At 31.5% G+C, this 21,144-nt stretch carries 20 protein-coding genes; 10 read left to right on the forward strand and 10 right to left on the reverse strand.

The annotated features are described in order from the left end of the window. Positions 1-23 precede the first annotated feature (23 nt). From VDP25_RS10260 to VDP25_RS10285, 6 genes are all read left to right on the forward strand, one after another. Complete coding sequence (locus tag VDP25_RS10260; protein ID WP_334469436.1) at positions 24-863, forward strand: universal stress protein; 840 nt, start codon at positions 24-26, stop codon at positions 861-863. A gap of 12 nt (positions 864-875) precedes the next feature. Continuing rightward, complete coding sequence (locus tag VDP25_RS10265) at positions 876-1,262, forward strand: hypothetical protein (RefSeq protein WP_334469438.1); 387 nt, start codon at positions 876-878, stop codon at positions 1,260-1,262. Between the two features lie 312 nt (positions 1,263-1,574). Then, positions 1,575-2,414 carry an ATP cone domain-containing protein gene (locus tag VDP25_RS10270; protein ID WP_215924957.1) on the forward strand — a complete coding sequence of 280 codons (840 nt, stop codon included), beginning with the start codon at positions 1,575-1,577 and terminating at the stop codon, positions 2,412-2,414. 12 nt (positions 2,415-2,426) lie between these two features. After that, the gene (locus VDP25_RS10275; RefSeq protein ID WP_334469441.1) at positions 2,427-3,800 is read left to right on the forward strand and encodes an MBL fold metallo-hydrolase; all 1,374 of its coding nucleotides are present in this window, start codon (positions 2,427-2,429) and stop codon (positions 3,798-3,800) included. Between the two features lie 98 nt (positions 3,801-3,898). Continuing rightward, the gene (locus VDP25_RS10280; protein WP_215924955.1) at positions 3,899-4,351 is read left to right on the forward strand and encodes an Hsp20/alpha crystallin family protein; all 453 of its coding nucleotides are present in this window, start codon (positions 3,899-3,901) and stop codon (positions 4,349-4,351) included. Between the two features lie 64 nt (positions 4,352-4,415). Beyond that, complete coding sequence (locus VDP25_RS10285) at positions 4,416-4,865, forward strand: hypothetical protein (protein WP_334469444.1); 450 nt, start codon at positions 4,416-4,418, stop codon at positions 4,863-4,865. Between the two features lie 189 nt (positions 4,866-5,054). On the opposite strand, the gene VDP25_RS10290 is transcribed toward VDP25_RS10285, so the two are convergent. The 10 genes from VDP25_RS10290 to VDP25_RS10335 all read right to left on the reverse strand — a co-directional run bounded on the left by VDP25_RS10290 (position 5,055) and on the right by VDP25_RS10335 (position 17,726). Further along, complete coding sequence (locus VDP25_RS10290) at positions 5,055-5,870, reverse strand: DUF4249 domain-containing protein (RefSeq protein WP_334469446.1); 816 nt, start codon at positions 5,868-5,870, stop codon at positions 5,055-5,057. A gap of 3 nt (positions 5,871-5,873) precedes the next feature. Beyond that, the gene (locus tag VDP25_RS10295; protein ID WP_334469448.1) at positions 5,874-8,249 is read right to left on the reverse strand and encodes a TonB-dependent receptor; all 2,376 of its coding nucleotides are present in this window, start codon (positions 8,247-8,249) and stop codon (positions 5,874-5,876) included. A 144-nt stretch (positions 8,250-8,393) separates the two neighbouring features. Then, entirely contained in the window at positions 8,394-10,616 is a 2,223-nt protein-coding gene (locus VDP25_RS10300) for an NADP-dependent isocitrate dehydrogenase (protein ID WP_334469450.1), read from the reverse strand. Between the two features lie 146 nt (positions 10,617-10,762). Beyond that, positions 10,763-11,338, reverse strand: a complete 576-nt coding sequence (locus VDP25_RS10305) for a pentapeptide repeat-containing protein (RefSeq protein ID WP_334469452.1) — start codon at positions 11,336-11,338, stop codon at positions 10,763-10,765. Between the two features lie 755 nt (positions 11,339-12,093). Further along, positions 12,094-12,444 (reverse strand): 50S ribosomal protein L19, encoded by a 351-nt coding sequence (rplS, locus tag VDP25_RS10310; protein ID WP_334469454.1) that lies wholly within the window; start codon positions 12,442-12,444, stop codon positions 12,094-12,096. 163 nt (positions 12,445-12,607) lie between these two features. Beyond that, positions 12,608-12,922 carry a hypothetical protein gene (locus VDP25_RS10315; RefSeq protein ID WP_334469456.1) on the reverse strand — a complete coding sequence of 105 codons (315 nt, stop codon included), beginning with the start codon at positions 12,920-12,922 and terminating at the stop codon, positions 12,608-12,610. Between the two features lie 11 nt (positions 12,923-12,933). Further along, a complete protein-coding gene (trmD, locus tag VDP25_RS10320) occupies positions 12,934-13,611 on the reverse strand; it encodes a tRNA (guanosine(37)-N1)-methyltransferase TrmD (RefSeq protein ID WP_215924947.1) in 678 nt (225 codons plus the stop codon). A 261-nt stretch (positions 13,612-13,872) separates the two neighbouring features. Then, positions 13,873-14,499 (reverse strand): tRNA (guanine-N1)-methyltransferase, encoded by a 627-nt coding sequence (locus VDP25_RS10325; protein ID WP_334469460.1) that lies wholly within the window; start codon positions 14,497-14,499, stop codon positions 13,873-13,875. A 233-nt stretch (positions 14,500-14,732) separates the two neighbouring features. Beyond that, positions 14,733-16,181, reverse strand: coding sequence for a glyceraldehyde-3-phosphate dehydrogenase (locus VDP25_RS10330; RefSeq protein WP_334469462.1), 1,449 nt, complete (start codon positions 16,179-16,181; stop codon positions 14,733-14,735). Between the two features lie 138 nt (positions 16,182-16,319). Further along, positions 16,320-17,726 carry a S1C family serine protease gene (locus VDP25_RS10335; protein ID WP_334469463.1) on the reverse strand — a complete coding sequence of 469 codons (1,407 nt, stop codon included), beginning with the start codon at positions 17,724-17,726 and terminating at the stop codon, positions 16,320-16,322. A 158-nt stretch (positions 17,727-17,884) separates the two neighbouring features. Between VDP25_RS10335 and dapF the strand changes: the two genes are divergently transcribed. From dapF to VDP25_RS10355, 4 genes are read left to right on the forward strand one after another with little or no spacing between them, the layout of a single operon-like run. Further along, positions 17,885-18,664 (forward strand): diaminopimelate epimerase, encoded by a 780-nt coding sequence (gene dapF / locus VDP25_RS10340; protein WP_334469465.1) that lies wholly within the window; start codon positions 17,885-17,887, stop codon positions 18,662-18,664. Continuing rightward, positions 18,658-19,182 carry a GNAT family N-acetyltransferase gene (locus tag VDP25_RS10345; RefSeq protein WP_215924942.1) on the forward strand — a complete coding sequence of 175 codons (525 nt, stop codon included), beginning with the start codon at positions 18,658-18,660 and terminating at the stop codon, positions 19,180-19,182. Before dapF ends, VDP25_RS10345 begins: the two co-directional genes overlap by 7 nt. Before the next feature lie 2 nt (positions 19,183-19,184). Beyond that, a complete protein-coding gene (mltG, locus tag VDP25_RS10350) occupies positions 19,185-20,228 on the forward strand; it encodes an endolytic transglycosylase MltG (RefSeq protein WP_334469468.1) in 1,044 nt (347 codons plus the stop codon). Between the two features lies 1 nt (position 20,229). Next, entirely contained in the window at positions 20,230-21,135 is a 906-nt protein-coding gene (locus VDP25_RS10355; protein WP_334469470.1) for a DUF2279 domain-containing protein, read from the forward strand. Positions 21,136-21,144 lie beyond the last annotated feature (9 nt).

Consider the following 21,144-nt stretch of genomic DNA (forward strand, 5'->3'; position numbering starts at 1 on the left):
TTTACACTAAGAAATTTAAAGTGATGAATATTTTATTACCAACGGATTTTTCTGAAAACGCACGCAATGCCATTTCGTATGCTATAGATTTTTTTAAATCTTCGGAATGTAATTTTTACCTGCTTCATGTTAACAGAATAGAGGCTATAGTTGCTGGCGAAGACAGTTACATGCCAACAGCAGAAGTTATAGAAGAAATATATACTAAGCCTTCAAGAGATAAATTAAGACAACTACTCAAAGAAATAAGCGAAAATCACGATGAAAATCCAAAACACCGTTTTTACACGCTTATAGATAATTATTTCTTTTTAGAATCGATAAGAAAACATGTCGAAGAAAAGAAAATAGATATGATTGTTATGGGGACAAAAGGCGCATCAGGACTTAAGGAATATATCATAGGAAGTAACACCGGAGATGTTATTACTAAAGTAAAATGCACCACCTTAGTTGTTCCAGAATACGCCAAATATAAAGCGTTAAAGGAAATTGCATTTTCGTCAGATTTTAACCTCTCGTACGATATTAACATACTACAACCTTTAACAGATATTTTAAAAAATTTAGAGAGTAATCTAAGAGTTATACATATTCAAGGTAAAGCAGCATCATTAAACCCAGAACAACTCAATAATAAAGAATTACTTAATGATTATTTTGAAGAATTTAATCCAAGTTTCCATTTTCTTACTAATAAAAAAGTCGAAGATGCTATACAGTGCTTTGTAGAAAGTAGAGCAGTAGATATGATTGTTATGGTAGCTAAGAATCTAAATTATTTTCAAAATATTCTATTTCATACTAGAGTTGAAAAAATAACATATCATACAGATATACCGTTTTTGGTATTGCACGAATAAATCACTTTAATTATGGACAGTTCAGTTTTTTTAGCAAAATTTTGGGGATGGTATCTTATCATTTTCTTTTTAATATTAAGTCTTAACCCTAAGCGTATTAAACAAATATTTAATGATTTAAAAGATGAAAAATTTCTAATCATTTTTTCTTTTATGGCAATTATCATTGGGTTACTAAATGTAATATTTCATAACATTTGGGAGCCGAATTACACCTTAATTATTACACTCATTGGTTGGACCTCTTTGTTTTTAGGATTAGCTTTATTTATGTTTCCTAAGAAAACAGTTAAATGGCTGGTAATCATAAATGTTAAAATGGTTCAAGTAATTTATACGTTATTGTTTTTAATTGGTATTTTTTTACTGAATGAGGTCTATGGAATTGTACTTGTATAAGTTTAAAAATTAGAAAGAGAAACCTATTCTTTTTATTTGATGTTTATACATATTTAAAAATGATTTTTGCTATTAATCAGAAAGACATCTAGCTATTTTAGTTAGATGTTTTTTTATATAAATCTATCTGATATATATCATAGTTTATAGATTGTTAACACTTTAACTTTATAAATGAAATCTAAACACAGTTATTTTAACCAATTTTTATGAGCTTTAAAATTTAATCTCTAGCGAAGTATATAATTGTTTGTGGCTAGGAAGTAAAGCGGTTAAAACTAATTTTGTTTAGACAGTTTTTAAAACATCAATATGAATATTTCAGACATAGATATTATCAAATCCTCAGGTGAAAAAGTAAAATTTTCATTAGAAAAATTACGAGCATCATTAAAGCGATCTGGTGCAGAAGAACATATTGTTAATCAGGTATTGGATAAAGTTCGTGATGAACTCTATCAAGGCATTTCAACCAAAGAGATATACAACAGAGCATTTGCCTTACTTAAAAAAAACAAAAGCTATTTCGCTTCAAAATATAAACTAAAGAAGGCGATTTACGAATTAGGGCCAACAGGTTTTCCTTTTGAGCGCTTTGTAAGTGCTATTTTAAAATATTCTGGCTATAAGACCGAAATTGGTAAAATTTTACAAGGTAAATGTGTGTCACATGAGGTCGATGTGATAGCGCGCAAAAATTCTGAAGTCACCATTATTGAGTGTAAATTTCATGGTGATCAAGGTCTTAATTGTAACGTTAAAATTCCTTTATATATCAATTCAAGATACCGAGATATTAAAGATAATTGGCAAAAGCTAAGGAAAAAGGAAGACCCGCTTACACAAGGTTGGGTCGTTACAAATACGAGGTTTACAAAAGATGCACTAGAATATGGTAATTGTTGTGGATTGTATTTATTGAGTTGGGATTACCCTCTAAATGATGGTTTAAAAGACCGAATTGACCGTTTAGGCTTATATCCAATAACCGTATCCACATTGCTTTCGCAACGCGAAAAGCAGTTTCTTTTAAGTCGGTCTGTTGTACTCTGTAGAGAATTAATAAACGATAAGTTTTATTTAGATCATCTTGGTGTTTCTGAAACGCGAAAAAAGAAAATTCTAGATGAAATTTCACATTTATGTGGCTAATCAAATATTAAAATGGAAAAATTTGTAAAAATCAATTTTTTAGGTGCAGCAGGAGTTGTAACGGGTTCAAAATTTTTAATTGAAACTTCAGAAAAAAATATCCTTATAGATTGTGGTATGTTTCAAGGTTTAAAAGCGCTACGAGAACTTAATTGGGAAGATCTTCCTATAGATGTAAGTTCTATTGATGTAGTGCTGTTAACTCATGGACACTTAGACCATGTTGGCTATCTTCCACGTTTGTTAAAACAAGGTTTTAAAGGAAAGATTAAAGGTACAGCACCAACTTTGGCAATTGCAGAAATTATATTAAAAGATAGTGCTAAAATACACGAGGAAGAAGCGAATAAAGCAAATAAGGAAAAATATACTAAACATAGCCCTGCCTTGCCTTTTTATACTATTAAGGATGCCGAAAATACCATAAAACAATTTGAGGTAGAACTTGAAGATAAATGGGTGCAATTATCAGAACATATCGCTTTCCGTTTTCAGTATAATGGACATATTATTGGAGCAACGTTTATAGAATTAGATATTAACGAAAAGCGATTTGTGTTTTCTGGAGATATAGGAAGAAAAAATGATTATTTATTAAGCGATCCTAAAAAACCAGAATGGGCAGATGTGTTGTTTATTGAAAGTACTTATGGTAACAAACTACATCCTGTAGAAAATATTGAAGATGTACTAACCGAAATCATTTTAGAAACAATTCATAAAAAAGGGAATCTTATAATACCAAGTTTTGCCGTAGAACGCTTACAAACATTAATGTTTATTCTGTGGAAATTATATCAAAAAAACAGAATTCCTAACATTCCAATTTTTGTAGATAGTCCTATGGGAAATAATGTGTTAGATGTTTTTAAACGTTTTCCTAAATGGCATAAACTATCTTCTGAAGATTATACTGCCATGTGTAATCATGTTAATATTATTCAATCATACAAAGAAACTTGGGAAACCATTGACGATAAACGCTCTAAAATCATAATTGCAGGAAGTGGTATGGTTACAGGCGGACGCGTTTTAACCTATTTACAACAACTTATAGATGAGCCATCAACAACAGTTTTATTAGTTGGCTATCAGGCCGAAGGAACTCGAGGTAGACAACTACAAGAAGGAGCCCACGAAATTCGGTTTTTTGGAAAATACTATCCTGTAAAAGCTACGATAAAAAATATTGAAAGCTTATCGGCTCATGCAGATCAGAAAGATTTATTGGACTGGGTTAGTGATATTAAAAATGTACCAGAACATGTATATCTAATTCATGGAGAGCCAGCATCATTGGACGCTTTTAGAGTGAAATTAAAAGCTGTATACAATTGGAATGCCACCATTCCTAAACTTACCGATGTAAGTAAAGTGTTGGTTTAAAAGTTAATGACTAAAACTGACATTTGTCATTTTATAAGCGCTTTATTATAAGTAATTTAGAGTTGTAAAATTTAAGTTTAATAATAAAATTTATAATTATGTCACTCATTAAATTTAACAACCGAAACAGATTATTCCCATCTTGGAATAATGAAGGCTTAAAAAATTTTTTAAGCAATGATGATTTCTTCAATAACGATTTTTTTGATGAAGATGGATTAATGCCAGCAATGAATGTTAAAGAACACGACAATGATTTTGAAATTGAATTTGCAGCACCAGGCTTTACTAAAAAAGACTTTGAAGTCACCATAGATGATAATGTACTGAATGTATGTGGTGAGAAAAAGGAAGAAAAAGAAGAGAAAAAAGAAGATTATACTCGTAAAGAGTTTAACTACAACTCTTTTAAGAGATCTTTAAGCTTACCTAAAACCGTAAATACAGATCAGGATGTAAAAGCAACGTACAAAAATGGTATCCTAAAACTTAATCTTTTAAAGAAAGAAGAAGCAAAAGGGCAAGCCAAAAAAGTTATTGAAGTCTTATAATAACAGAAAAAACAAAACGTGGTTTAAAATCACGTTTTGTTTCGTTGTTTAAAAAAAAATCAAAATGAATACCACACAAACACATTTGCGTTACGTAGAATGGCTTAATGCAGAAGAAATGCATAAAGCTTCAAAAGAATGGTTATCAGAATTAAACTTTATAAAAGATGAACATCTCTTTTTTGAAGATTTAGTAACTCAATTTACATCTCAGTTAATTGCCTTAGGTAATTTTTCTAGCAGTAAAGAAATTATTGATGCCATTAACCGATCTCAAAAGCAAAACAACACGCTTATAGAGGCTGTTAGAATTCATGAAAATAAGTTACAAATAATGGTAGATGGAATTGATGAGTTAGAAGAGGAAAAGGCTTATATTAAAGAACATCGTGATTTAATTATTGCTATTTCAGAATTCTTGAATGAATATAAGTCGCTTAAGACACAGCTATTTAATATTATTAAAATTATTAAGAAAGAAGATAAGTCTAGACACCTGCTAGATAGAAAATAAGATATGATAAAACATTTTGTCTTAAGAATAAAGCATAACGAAGGTTATGTTTTTTTTATTTTTTAATGTGTAGATAATAAGCTTTAATCAACAAAAAACAGAAACCACAACATGTTTAAGCAGTTGTGGTTCTCTTTAATGATAGGGTGTAAACTTTTGTGTTCAATCTTATAGAGCAGATAATTTGAACTATTCTACAATATAAATCAACTCTTCTACTTCAGATAATCTAAAGTAACCAAAAGGATAATTGTCTGCATTAGTTGTATTTATACAATTACCTCTAACGGTTGCGGGCTGTGTTTCAAATGGGCCTCCGCCTTGGTCACTTCCTTGTTGTAAAAGAATAACCATAAACTCATAATACTGTTCAGAAATCCCAAAATGACGCATTATCACTTCATCACCAGACTCTAAATCTTCTTCAGTATAATAGGCGAAAATTTGATTACCATCAATAAATTCGTCATCTAACACGTCTAATGTTGGAATAACTGGTATATCACTTGTATATTCAAAGAAGTAATAATTATCAATATTGGCAGGATCTGTAAAATAAGTTTTTATCTCAATATCTTCGCCTGAAAAACCTCCGTCGTTAATTTGCTCTACATAATCTATTGGAACTACAGATTTCAAGGTTTCTGTTGCTGTATAAACTTCTCCATTATAAGTAATAGTTAAATAATAGTCTTCATCTATAACAGGAATAAAATTAGTGTTTTTATAAATTCCGGTATTGCCTTCTTCAATAAAATTAAAGGTATTATTGTTATTATCTGTTATTTGAATTGTAGCTCCATTGGCAGGAGGAACGGATTCATCAAAAAATGGTGCAGAAAGTGATAGTTTTATGCTTTGTTCGTTGCCTGGTGTATTCTTTAACCAATTAATTGAAGCTTCAATAACTAATCTTGGTTCCGCTTCATTAAGATTAACATCAATAACATCTTCGCAACTAAAGTACAAAGAGAAAATAAAGAGTATATATATTGTTTTTTTCATGATTTAAAATTTAAAATTATAAGAAACGGAAGGCACTATACCAAAAATGGCTAATCGTACAGCTTCATTAACACCTGTATTTCTATTTTCTCTAAAAGAGATACTTGCTGCATTTTTACGGCCGTAGATATTATAAACTCCAAAAACCCATTCGCCTTTAAATTTTTTGATACTTTCTGGTTTTGGATTGTAAGTAGCTGATATATCTAAGCGATGATAAGATGGTAATCTGCTTGAGTTTCTCGCTTCATAATTAGGAATAACCAATCCGTTATATTCATATTGTCCGTTTGGATAGGTGGTAGGCTGACCGGTTTGAAATATAAAGTTAGAACTAAAAGACCATTTTTTATTGAGTTCATAACTTCCTGTTAAAGATATGTCATGTGTTTTATCGTAAGCTGTATTGTACCATTCTCCGTTATTAATTCCAGTTTCTGCTGCTGTTTTACCAGGAGTTCTCTGTTCAGATTTAGAAAGTGTATAAGCTAACCAACCTGTAAAACGACCTTCATTTTTTCTTAAAAGGACTTCTAAGCCATAGGCTCTTGCTTCTCCATTTAAAATGATTTGCTCAATAGCATCATTGGCTATTAAATCGGCACCATCTACATAATCGATGCGATTTTTAATAGTTTTATAAAAACTTTCAACCTCTAGAGAGAAAACGTTGTTTTTAAACGTTTTAAAATAACCAATAGCAACTTGATCTAAGAGCTGAGGTTTTACATATTTACCACTTGGAGTCCAAATATCTAATGGAGTAGGTGAGCTTGTATTAGATAATAAGTGTAAATATTGACTCATTCTGTTGTAGCTTGCTTTTACAGAAGCGTTATCGTTAAGCTGATAAGCGACAGCAATTCGAGGTTCTATATTTGCAAACGATTCAATAACATCACTTTTATTAAAGGTTTCAGTTCCAATAGGCTCTGTTTTTTGGTAGATGCCAATATCTTCATTAAAAGTTAAAGGATTATTGTTTTCGTAGATATTTAATTCGTCTTGTCCTAAGCGATGAAACATACTTAATCTTGCTCCGTAGCTTACCGAAAGTTTGTCGCTTAGTTTATGTTCGGCATCAATATATATGGCATTTTCAAAAGCAAATTTATCAATTAGCTTATAAGGATTAATTCCGGAAGTTTCTGTCGTTGGAGTAATTTCTCCTGGATTAAATGTGTAATACATGGTGTTTAATCCATACTCGAGTTTAAAGTCATTACTTATATAATGTTTAAAATCATATTTTAAATTGAAATTTTTAATGCCAGATTCCCAATCAAATTCTACAAAGTTTAATGTTAATCCGTAGTAATAGTCTGAATAGATTAAGGAAAGATTGGAAAATAATTTATCAGAAAACAAATGATTCCATCTAAAATTAAGCACTGTGTTTCCAAATGTGTTTTCAAAAGTATCAGAAATTTTAAAGACATCTCTGCCAAAATAACCCGATAAGTAAATATTGTTATTGTTGTTTATATTGTAACTTAATTTTGTGTTTAAATCGTAGAAATACGCTTTACTGTCTATATCAAAAAGGGGTAAAAATAAGTGGGCGTAACTACTGCGACCACCAAGCAAAAAAGAACCTTTATCTTTTTTAATAGGCCCTTCTGCTAAAAGCCTACTAGAAATTAAACCAATACCACCATTAACATGAAATTCTTTGCTATTACCTTCTTTTTGATAAATATCTAAAACAGAAGAAACACGTCCTCCATATTTTGCAGGAATTCCACCTTTATATAGTTTAAGATCTTTTATGGCATCAGGATTAAAAACAGAGAAGAAACCAAAAAGATGTGAGGAATTAAAAATAGTAGCTTCATCTAAAAGTATCAAATTCTGGTCTGCCGCACCACCTCTAACATTAAAACCAGAAGAGCCTTCGCCAGAATTCGTTACTCCTGGCAATAGTGTAATCGATTTTATCACATCTACTTCACCCAAAACCACTGGCATATTTTTAATCGTTTTTATGGATAACGAATTTACACTCATTTGTGGTTTTTTGATGTTTAGTCTTTCAATGTCATCAGTTAATATGACTTCGTCTAAACTTTCTGCAGCCTCTTCGAGTTGATAGTTTTTAGTAAGATTGTTGGTTAATGTTATTGTTTCTGAAATGGTTTTAAATCCCAAATAACTTATTTGTATAGTATAGGATCCTTCAGGTAATGTAATAGAGTAGAAGCCATATTCATTGGTAACACTTCCGGTTTGTAACTCTGGAATTATGATGTTAACACCAATTAGGGTTTCATTACTGAGAACATCAGTTACTTTTCCACTTAAGGTAAATTTTTCTTGTGCTTGAAGTGAGAAAGCACTTAGTAATAACGAGAGTATAATCCCTCTAAGAAGTAGTTTCATGTTTTATGTTAATTGTTGTTTTGATTGATGACATATTTTAATTAAAACGAATAACCTCTAAAGTTGTTACATTAAAAGTAAATTAAATGAATAAAAAAAAGCTTCTCGAAAGAAGCTTTTTAACATAACATTAATCTAATGTGATTATGAATTTAAAATTGAATTTAGTGCTTTGCTTGGACGCATAGCATCTGAAATCTTATCTTCATTAGGAAGGTAATAACCTTCAATATTTACAGGTTCTCCTTGACAATCGATTAGCTCTTTTACAATAGTCTCTTCATTTGACGATAATGCATTGAAAATGGTTGTAAACTCAGCTTTTAAATCGGCATCTTTATCTTGGTTTGCTAAAGCCTCAGCCCAATACAATGCCAAGTAAAAATGACTTCCTCTATTGTCTAATTCATTTACTTTCCTAGAAGGTCCTTTTTTGTTTTCTAATAACTTATCTGAAGCATCATCTAAAGTTTCACCTAAAATATGTGCTTTTTTGTTGTTATTTACTTCTGAAAAATGCTCTAATGAAACTGCTAATGCTAAAAATTCTCCTAAAGAATCCCAGCGTAAATGGTTTTCTTCTAAAAATTGCTGAACATGCTTTGGTGCAGATCCGCCAGCTCCAGTTTCAAATAAACCACCACCATTCATTAATGGTACAATAGATAGCATTTTTGCACTTGTTCCAACTTCTAAAATTGGGAATAAATCTGTTAAATAATCTCTTAACACGTTTCCTGTTACTGAGATGGTATCTTTTCCTTCTTTAATGCGTTTTAATGTAAAATTGGTAGCATCTTCTAAAGATAAAATTCTAATATCTAAACCTTCAGTATCATGGTCTTTTAAATAGGTGTTAACTTTTTTAATTAATTCAGCATCGTGTGCTCTTTTCTTATCTAACCAAAAAACGGCAGGTGTTTGTGAAGCTCTTGCTCTAGTTACAGCTAATTTTACCCAATCTTGGATTGGAGCATCTTTTGCTTGGCACATTCTCCAGATATCACCTTCTTCAACTTTATGACTTAATAATACATTGCCATTAGCATCAATAACTTCTACCTTTCCTTTAGATGCTATTTCGAAAGTTTTATCATGAGAACCATACTCTTCTGCTTTTTGAGCCATAAGTCCAACATTAGGAACTGTTCCCATAGTTGTTGGATCAAAAGCACCATGTTTTTTGCAAAAATCAATAGTTGCACTATAAACACCAGCATAACTACTGTCTGGTATAACCGCTTTTGTGTCTTGTTGTTTCCCTTCTGCATTCCACATTTGCCCAGAAGTTCTAATCATTGCTGGCATTGAAGCATCAATAATAACATCACTTGGTACGTGAAGATTGGTTATGCCTCTATCTGAATTTACCATTGCTAAATCAGCACTATGGTCTAGAGTAAAACGAATATCTTCTCTTATTTCGTCGCGTTTATCTTCTGGAAGATCGCCTAATTTTTCAAGTAAATTTCCAAAACCATTATTTACATCAACACCTATTTTATCAAATGTTTGTCCATGTTTTTCAAATAAATCTTTGAAGAATACACGTACAGCATGACCAAAAATGATTGGGTCAGAAACCTTCATCATTGTTGCTTTCATATGTAATGAAAACAATACACTGTTATCTAAGGCATCTTCTACTTGCTCTTCTAAAAATTCGATTAAGGCTTTTTTGCTCATTACTGTAGCGTCAATAATTTCGCCTTTTAGTAAGCCTAAATTGTCTTTTAGGTTGGTTTGGTTGCCTTTTGTATCTGTATGTACAATTTTTACTGTAGTTGCATCTGCAAGTGTTACAGATTTTTCATTGTGCGCAAAATCTCCTTTAGACATTGTTGCGACATGTGTTTTAGAATCTGAAGACCATGCTCCCATACTATGCGGATTTTTCTTGGCATAGTTTTTTACCGCTTTAGGTGCGCGTCTATCAGAATTTCCTTCTCTAAGTATTGGGTTTACGGCACTTCCTTTTATCTTGTCATAACGTAATTTGATGTCTTTTTCTGCGTCATTTTGTGGTTCTTCTGGGTAATCAGGAAGTTTAAAACCTTTGTTTTGAAGTTCTTCAATAGCAGCAGTAAGTTGTGGTACAGATGCACTAATATTTGGTAATTTTATAATGTTAGCTTCTGGTTTTTTTACCAATTCGCCTAATTCTGCTAATGCATCAGATACTTTTTGATCTTCAGTTAAAAAATCTGGAAAAGCGGCTAATATTCTAGCGGCTAAAGATATATCTTTTGTTTCTATGGTTATGCCTGAAGACTTTGTAAATGCTTGAACAATTGGTAAGAATGAACGTGTTGCTAAAGCTGGTGCTTCATCTGTTTTTGTGTAAACAATCTTTGCTGTTTTTGTCATAAGTCTTGAAAATAAATTGAATAAATTTCTCCTCGAAATTGAGAAATGCGAATATACGAAAACGTTTGATTTTAACAGGTATATGATTTATACTAAACAAGATCAAATTTTGTGATATTGATAATTTAATAGCTAAAACCTTGAATTTATTCTATTATCTTAATATGAAAGCTTTCTAATAAGCCATAAATGTTTTCTTTTGAAAATGAGGCACTTTTAATTTTATTTAATGCAGGATTAATATTGAAATTAAATGCAGAAGTAAAATCAGAATATTCAATGTTGGTTCTATCGAAGGTAGCTCCTAATAAATCACAATCTTTAAAAGCCACATATTTGGCCTCAGCTTCTGTGAAATCTACTTGATGCATTGTACATTTTGAAAAATTGGTTTTGCTGATTTTTAATTGATAAAAACTACTTAAATTAAGCGTACAATCTATAAACTTGAAAGACAATAGAAAGGGGTTACAACTTTGAAATATAACACCTAAGATTTTACAGCCTTTAAAAGTAACATCATTAAAAGATGTGTGCATTACATTAGCATTGCTGAAATTACAATCTAAAAAATCACATTCTAAAAAGCTAATGTTTGAAAGATCTGAATTTTCAAAATTACAATTGGTAAACGTACAGTCTGTATATTCTGTTTTAAAAAGATTGCTAGTGGTGTAGTCTTTGTTTTTGAAATCGTGGTTTTCTGTTAGTGGTTGGTCCATGTTGCAAGAATACGAAAAGAAATGTATTTGCCACAGCCTAGTGCGGTTTGTTATTAAATTAGACTCTAGTGTGGACTCTATAAATGTAGGTAAGGGGGGTAACTTTACTAAAAACAAAAAGCCATATCACTCAGAGAAATCTGTGCTGACATGGCTTTCTTAGAAACAGTACTAACATAACCTATTTAGTTTTTGCTAACTCAGTTGATAGACAAATGCCACCACCTTTTTCGGTTTAAGAGTTACTGTTTCAATTCGAAACATTTCATACCTTTCAAAATGTATTGACCTGATATTACTTTGTTTCTTAGGCTTGTTTTTCTTGATGTTTTCTTAATACCTTCAACTTTAACAAATATTAAGACTAAAACATTGCTCGTCCTTTTCGTGTTCACTTTCGATCCCAGTACTTCTTCGGAGCTTTTCACTTTACCAATATAACCTACAATAGTGTGTTATATTATTAAAGCTTCTTGATTGCTTTGCAAACACTTATTTTACACAAGTTGCTATACAACCTCAAAAAACAACCTCAATATATAAAGAACAAATCTTTAATACACATTAACATAATTCAAAACCAAACTTAGTTTTGTCGTTAATTGTTTTACTAAGTTAATGAAATATTTTGGATATCTATGAGATTTTAACGTATTAGATATCAACAGTTTATGAACTCATGTTATTAACAAATGTTAATAACCAAAAAAGCCTTCTTAAAGAGAAGGCTTTTAATTGTAATATATAAGTTTGAATTATCTTCTAACTTCTTTAATTCTTGCTTTCTTACCAGTAAGACCTCTAAAGTAGAAAATTCTAGCTCTACGTACTTTACCACGTTTGTTAACTTCTACTTTTTGTAAAGCAGGTAAGTTAATTGGGAAGATACGCTCTACACCAATTGTTCCTGACATTTTACGGATGGTAAACGTTTCAGAAGATCCACTTCCTTTACGTTGTAATACAACACCTCTAAAAAACTGCGTACGCACTTTTTCACCTTCTCTAATTTCGTAGTATACTGTGATGGTATCACCAGCACTAAATTCTGGAAAGTCTTTACGGGTTACAAATTCGTCTTGTACAAATTTTACTAAAGAACTCATTTTATTTTATTTATAATAGTTGATTCAAAGCAACATTCACGATTCTCGCCAGAGGTTGGTCTAAATTGGTTTGCAAAAGTACTACTTTTTTGCTTATTTGCAATGCTTTGTTATTTTATTTTTTAGCATTCCGTTGGAAGTTGTCCTGAGCTTATTTTATAATTTATTTTTTTGAAAATTCTGATACAACTAAAATGATTAAACCAACTGAAAATATTAAATATGATACATTTTGAATTATAATTGAAATCCCTTGTGTTAATAATAAGGTGTCTACACTTTCTGCACTCGCAAAAACACGGATAACCAAACTAGCAGCAGAAGTTAGTATAACTAGTACACTACCAATTAATATTAACCAAGTCGCTAGGGTACGCTTTTTTATAAAGAGAATTATGCTAGCAATTAATACTATAAAAGTTGATAACGCACTAATAATTTGACCAGTATAAAAGAGAATTTCTGTAGAACTATTCATAGGTAATGTGCTTAGTCTTTAAGTAAATCTGGTCGTCTTTCTTTAGTTCTTTTATAAGCTTGTTCCTCTCTCCATTTTTCAATTTCCTTAAAATTACCGCTAAATAATACTTCTGGAACTTTCATGCCATCATATTCTCTAGGCTTAGTATAAATAGGTGGTGCTAATAAATTATCTTGAAAAGAATCGGTTAGGGCAGAGGTTTCATTACCTAAAACTCCAGGAATTAATCGGATTACAGCGTCGCATAATACAGCAGCACCTAATTCGCCACCTGACAATACATAATCTCCAATAGATATTTCACGAGTGATAAATTTATCACGTACGCGTTGGTCCACTCCTTTATAATGTCCACACAAAATAATAATATTTTCTTTTAAAGAGGTTTGGTTAGCAATACTTTGGTTAAGCTGCTCCCCATCTGGTGTCATATAAATAATTTCATCGTAAGTACGTTCTTGCTGTAATTTAGAAATACACTTATCAATAGGTGCTATGGACATTACCATTCCTGCGCCTCCTCCAAACTGTGTGTCGTCTACAGATTTATAGCCACCTGTAGCATAATCTCTTAAATTATGAAAGTGGACTTCTACTAAACCGGCTTCAATGGCACGTTTTAAAATAGAGGCTTCAAACGGACTTTTTAAAAGTTCTGGTAATACGGTTATAATATCTATGCGCATAATATGTTCAAATAAGTTGCAAAGGTATGTTTAATTGCGATGTTTTTTTTATTTCTAATAGTGATTTTCTAAAAATGATACAGAAGGGTTTAATCCTATTTTTAGTTTCTAAATAGAAATTGAATTAAAGTTTATATGGATAATCTTAAATTGAAAGACAGAGCTTAGTTCTATAGTTTAGGATATAAAAAAATCCGCAATTAAAATTACGGATTTTTATGGTGTTAAGTATTTTTAATTAAGTGTTTGCAGCACTTTAATTTAAGACTTTTGCTTATTCAATTCGTCTTGTAATTGACGTCTTACTTTTTGCTCACGCTCTAAAGCATTTCGTCTATGCTCTTCAAATTCTGTTTCTACTTCGTCTAATTTGTGTTTAGCATCACGTGTTGCAGAATTACTGCCTTTAAATTTATAGATAAAGAATAATAAAAATGCTAATAAACCAGCAACAATAGACCACATAATAACATTGTAATTGGTTTTACTAGTTTGCATACCTAATAGTGCCATATTATTTTTTTCAGAGTCTGTTTGCTCTAGGCTAGTCTGCGTATTGGCAAGTTTTGTTTTTAGTTCTTCAATTTCTTTGGCTTGGTTTTCAACAACTTTTTCAGAACTTTCTAATTTAGAATAGGTTGTTTTTAAAGAATCGAGAACATTATTTTTTAAAGTAAGAAGTGAAGAAAATTTTACAGCTTCATAGCGCTGTCCATCTGTACCTTTGAAATTACCAGATTTTTTAAATACATATTCAAACTGGCTGTCAATATTGCCACTATTTAAGGACAATTTGTCTTCTGCTTCTTCATTGCTCTTTTGTGCGTTTACAGATTGTAAACTCATTGTAACTAATAGAATTACAGAAAGTTTGGTTAAGAATTTCATCTTAGTTGTAATTTTAATTTTGGTTAGATTAATTGATTGCCAAGATAATAATTTTATAAAGATTTCATAAAGAATTACTAAACAATTAGCCTCACAATATAGTAAGGCATTTTATATACGGTAAAAACGTTGTTTTAGATGTTTAGTATAGGAGGCTTATTCAAATTAATAACTAACAAAAAATCTTGCCTAAAAGACAAGATTTTATGAGTTATTAATTTTTTAAAATAAGTCTAATAATAAGCATAACGTCTTACTTTAGAAATATATTTAGCTAAACGAATTACCTGATGGCTATAGCCATATTCGTTATCGTACCATATATATAGTATTGCATTTTTTCCATCAGCTCTTACGATAGTCGCTTTGCTATCATATATAGAAGGAGCAGAACTGCCAACGATATCGCTAGAGACTAACTCGTCACTCATTTCGTATTTAATTTGTTCAACTAAATCACCTTCAAGTGCATACTTCTTCATGATAGAATTCATACTTTCAACAGAAGTTTTGTTTTCTAATTCTAAACTTAGAATAGCTAATGATCCGTTTGGTACAGGGACTCTAATAGCATTAGAGGTTAGTTTTCCTTCTAAGGATGGTAATGCTTTACTAACCGCTTTTCCTGCTCCAGTTTCTGTAATTACCATATTTAAAGCAGCGGCACGTCCGCGTCTGTATTTACTATGGAAATTATCTACTAAGTTTTGATCGTTTGTATAGGCGTGAATCGTTTCTAAATGTCCGGTTTTTACTCCAAAAGAATCTTCAACAGCTTTTAATATTGGTGTAATAGCATTTGTTGTACATGATGCTGCTGAGAAAATATTAACTTCATCAGGATTGTACTCTTTATGATTAACTCCATGTACTATGTTAGGAATTCCTTTTCCTGGTGCAGTTAATAATACTTTATCAACACCTTTTGCTTTTAAATGTCTGCTTAAGGCTTCTTTATCTCTAAATGCTCCTGTATTATCAATAATTAGAGCATTGTCAATTCCGTATGTTGTATAATCAATATCTTCTGGTGCATTAGCTGAGATGATATTTACAGTAGTGCCATTAATAATTAGGGCAGAATTTTTAACATCGGTGCTTACTAGTCCAGAAAAATCACCATGTACAGAGTCATTTCTTAATAATGATGCACGTTTTTCTAAAACCGTTTCGTTTATAGCTCCTCTAGTAACAATTGCTCTTAATCTTAATTGGTTACCTTTACCTGTACGAGTCATTAACTCACGTGCTACTAATCGACCAATTCTACCAAATCCATAAAGCACAACATCTTTTGGTTTTATGCCTTCATTTTCTTTAGCATTATCTAATTTAGAAGCGACAAAAGCAGTAGCGTTACTATATTTTTGATCTTCTAAATGAAATTCGTAAGTTAGTTTGCCTATATCTAGCTTTGCTGGTGGCAGATCTAAAGTTTTAATTGCTTGTGCAATTTCAACAGAATCGAAAATAGAAATAGGTTTTTGAACAAATTCACCTGCATATTCGTGCAAGTTTAAAATTTCGCTCACATTTCTATCGATTAATTGATTTCTAAATAACACAAGTTCAATAGACTTGTCGTACCATAAGTCGCTTACAATTTTAATAAATTCAACCGTTGCTCTGCGACGATCTGCTTGAAATGCTAACTCTTTTTCGTAAGTGTCGTTAAAACCCATTTGTTTTTGGTTTAATAAAATTAAATTTTGTGCAAAAATACATATTTCAAACGTTTTCGTAATGCTTTTTGACGAAAATAAAAACCCTTCAAAGAATATTACTTTGAAGGGTTAATTAAGTCTATTTATAGGTGTATTTTATCTAAAACTATGAATGATTTTCTCTCCTTGTTTATTGATGATTTCAATTTGAAGAGGTTCTCTAGGATTTCTAGTTCTTAATGCGTTTTGAGCATCATCAACGGAATATAATTTTTCACCGTTAATTTTGGTAACGATACAACCTTCTTCAACACCTACACGATTCCAACCAACCTTGTAGTTTTCATCTGCAAATTTCGAAATTTTCACTCCATACTCTGTGTTGAAGTTTTTTAACTCTTTTTTAGAGGCATTTTTTACAAATCCTATTTTTTCAACGACAGTTGTTGTTGGTTTTAGTAATGTTACTGGAAGCGTTTTTTCATCTCCATCTCTTATTAATGTCACATTAACAGTGTCATCAGGATTTTTGGTTTTTAAATAGCCTGTTAAATCTGCAAATTTATGGATGTAAATATTATCAATTTTCTTTATGATATCTCCAGGTTTAATGCCCGCTTTTTCGGCTCCGGTGTCTTCTTGTACCTCACTTATATATACACCTTCAATTTCATTTAACTTGTTCTCAATAGCTTCTCGAGAATTTTTGTTTAGTATGGAGACGCCAAGAATACCGTTCTGTACATTTCCATATTCCATGATATCATTTACTATTTTTCGAGCAATATTGCTAGGAACGGCAAAAGAGTATCCTATATAAGAGCCTGTTTGTGAAGAAATAGCAGTGTTAATTCCTATTAAATCTCCATTGGTATTAACTAAAGCACCTCCAGAGTTTCCAGGATTTACAGCAGCATCGGTTTGTATGAACGATTGCTGATGTTGGCCTGTTAAGTCTCTCGATTTAGCACTAATAATCCCTGCGGTTACTGTAGAATTTAAGTTAAACGGATTTCCAACAGCTAACACCCATTCTCCTATTTTGGCATTATCAGAATCTCCAAAAGCCATAAATGGTAATTCTTTTTCTGTTTCTATTTTTAATAAAGCAATATCAGTAGATTCGTCTGTGCCAATCAATTCAGCATCATAAGTTTTATTATCATTTAAAGTAATACTGATTTCGTTGGCATTTTTTATAACGTGGTTATTTGTAATAATATAACCGGTTGGTGAAATTATGACACCACTTCCTGTACCAACTTGCGCACGTTGTGAGCTACGACCATAAAATAAATCGCGCATAGAGATAGGTGCATTTATAATAGCAGTATTCTTAACGTGTACAACAGCATCTAATGATTTTTCTGCCGCTTTTACAAAATCTGGAGCAGTGGCAGTACTACTCGTTATAGTATTATTTGTAGGTACAAAGACAGGAAGGTCAGATGACTGCTCAACGGCTAATGGCTGTGTTTCGTTTTCAATAAAAAATTTGTATCCTCCTAAGGTTAATAAACCTCCAAGAGCAGAAACAAAGACTAATGTTAGGATCTTCTTCATTTTTTTTAAATTTAAATATTACTATTTCATTTTAACTAACGATTAAAATTAGATAATTATTGATTTCAATTTTTAATTTAACGACTTTTTAACGCCAATTTTAACGCGTGTTTAACAACTGTTTTTAACGTCTAATATTCTTATATTTGCCCTTAATTATGAATATGACATTTTATAAATATCAGGGCACGGGAAACGATTTTGTAATCGTAGATAACCGTTTACAAACAATAAACAAAAATGATACCAAACGCATAGCACGTCTATGTCATCGACGTTTTGGCATAGGAGCAGACGGATATATTCTTTTAGAGAATGATGATAACACCGATTTTAAAATGGTTTATTACAATGCAGACGGCAATGAAAGTACTATGTGTGGTAATGGTGGCCGATGTATTGTTGCTTTTGCAAATTTTTTAGGTATCATAAAGAACGAAACAACATTTGTCGCTATTGACGGATTACACAAGGCAAAGATTGAAAATGGAATGGTTTATCTTCAAATGCAAGATGTTTCTGAAATTAAATCCTTTGATAATCATCAATTTTTAGATACAGGTTCTCCGCATCATGTAGAAATGGTTTCAGGTTTAGCCAATTTTGAAGTAAAAGCGAATGGTTCAAAAATTAGATATGGCGAGCCTTATAACAAAGAGGGGAGTAATGTGAATTTTGTAGAGCAATTATCAGACGATAATTTTGCGGTTAGAACATACGAACGCGGTGTAGAAGATGAAACATTATCTTGTGGCACAGGAGTGACCGCAGTTGCTTTAGCAATGCACAAATCTGGTAAAACTAAAAGTGAAAACATTAGTTTAAAGACAGAAGGAGGAGAGCTTAACGTTACTTTTAAAAGTAACGATAAAGGTTATAAGAATATTTGGTTAGTAGGACCAGCTGAACAAGTTTTTAAAGGAGAGATAGAATGGTAAGTTTGCAAGGAGAGCATATCTATTTAAGAGCTTTAGAACCTGAAGATTTAGAGTTTGTTTATAGCATTGAAAACGATACGTCATTGTGGTATTTAAGCGATACACAAACGCCGTACTCTAGATTTTTAATCAAACAATATCTCGAAAATGCCCAGCAAGATATCTTTGAAGCTAAGCAACTAAGGTTAGCCATTTGCAATACGAAAAACAAAACGATTGGTTTAATAGATGTGTTTGATTTTGATATAAAAAACAAACGTGCTGGTATTGGCATTCTTATTCAAAATGAAAAAAACCGAAACCTTGGTTATGGTAAAGAAGCACTAAGTTTATTGGTGAATTATTGTTTTCAGACATTACATTTGCATCAGGTTTATGCTAATATTTCCGAAAGTAATTCTGCCAGTTTAAAGTTGTTTAAAGGTAATGGCTTTGAAATAATAGGATTAAAAAAAGATTGGAGTTTTGATGGCGAAACCTACACAAACGAATATATATTACAACGAATTAAAGATTAACTATGTACATTAAAAAAATACTTTGGGCTGTTGCGCTTATCGGTTTAGTAATTTGTGGAGCAGTTGCCTATTATTTTTATAGCGCGATGTTTTCGTCTAACACAAAGTTTGAAAATGAAACCGCATATATTTATGTGCCTACGAATTCAACATATGCCGAAGTACGTTCTCAATTAGAACCACTTTTAGATAATATAAATACGTTTGACGCTTTAGCAAAGCAGAAAAAATACACTACAAATATTAAAGCTGGTCGTTTTGCTATTTCTAAGGGAATGAATAATAATGATATTATTAATTCTATACGAAGTAAGAACCTACCAATTAAAATTGCGTTTAATAATCAGCATAGTTTAGCAGATTTAGCAAGTAGAGTAAGTAAACAAATTGAAGCAGATAGTTTGTCGTTATTAAAAGCAATGTCAGACGATACTTTTTTAGCTGAGAATGGTTTTAATAAGGCAACAGCCTTAGGTATGTATTTGCCTAATAGTTATGAATTTTTCTGGAATACATCTGCAGAAACTTTTAGAGATAGAATGTTAACGGAGTACAACCGATTTTGGACAGATACCAGAAAAGCACAAGCTAAAAAATTAAATTTAACTCCTAATGAAGTTATAACCTTAGCGTCTATTGTTCATGAAGAATCAAAACAAGCCGATGAACAGCCTAGAGTTGCAGGAGTGTATCTCAATAGATTACGAATAGGTATGCCTTTACAGGCCGATCCTACTTTAAAATTTGCAGCTTATCAATTGCCTCAGTATAAAAATACAATCATTAGACGTGTTTTAAATGTGCATAAAGATATTGTTTCGCCTTATAATACTTATAAAAATACAGGTTTACCACCAGGATTAATTGCTATGCCAGATTTATCAGCTATAAAAGCTGTATTAAATCCGGAAAAGCATAATTATTTGTATTTTGCTGCAGATGCCAAACGTTTGGGATATCATAAGTTTGCTAAAACTTTAGGGCAGCACAACAATAATGCAAGAGCATATCATCAGTATTTATCCTCTCAAGGTATTAATAAATAAGGTGAAGCACGTTTATGTTTATATCATAGTTTTTTTATTATTAGGTAACTCGCTTTTTTCTCAATCTAAATTTAATACTTTTTTAAAGCCTAGTGATTCGCTTAATGTATTACGACGCAATACCGTTGTTATAACACAAACGGCATTGGCTTCAGCGACATTAATTGGGCTTAATCAATTGTGGTATGCAGATTATCCGCGTTCTAATTTTAAGACTTTAAATGATAGTGGAGAGTGGTTACAGATGGATAAAATGGGCCATGTGTTTTCATCCTATCAATTAGGAAGATTTGGATTTAATACATTAGACTGGGCTGGAGTTGGTAAAAAAGATCGGATGCTTTATGGGTCAACCTTAGGTTTAGGGTTTTTAACAGCAATAGAAGTAATGGATGGTTTTTCAAAAGAATGGGGCTTTTCGTGGACCGATATGGCCGCTAATGCAGCGGGAACCGGATTACATGTGGGGCAAGAATTACTTTGGGCAGAACAACGTATAGTATTAAAATACTCCTTTCATAGAACTAAGTTTGCAAAACAACGTCCAAGTAAGTTAGGTAGTGGACTTTCTGAAGAGTTTCTAAAAGATTACAATGGTCAAACCTATTGGCTAAGTGTTAATCTTAATTCGTTTTTAAAAACAGAAACTATTCCTGATTGGTTGAATTTGGCTTTTGGGTATGGGGCAGAAGGTATGTTAACAGGAGAAGCAAATGATGCTTTGTTCACAGATCAGAATAGAACGCGTCAATATTACCTTAGTTTAGATGTGGATTTAACTAGAATTAAGACAAATTCTAACTTTTTAAAAACCATTTTCGACGTTTTTAACGTTATAAAAGTCCCGTTTCCTACTTTAGAACTCAATGATAAAAGAGGTGTAAAATGGCATTATATATACTTTTAAAGTGAGTTT

It is taken from the genome of Winogradskyella sp. ECml5-4, from assembly GCF_036903175.1.
Lineage (GTDB): Bacteria > Bacteroidota > Bacteroidia > Flavobacteriales > Flavobacteriaceae > Winogradskyella > Winogradskyella damuponensis.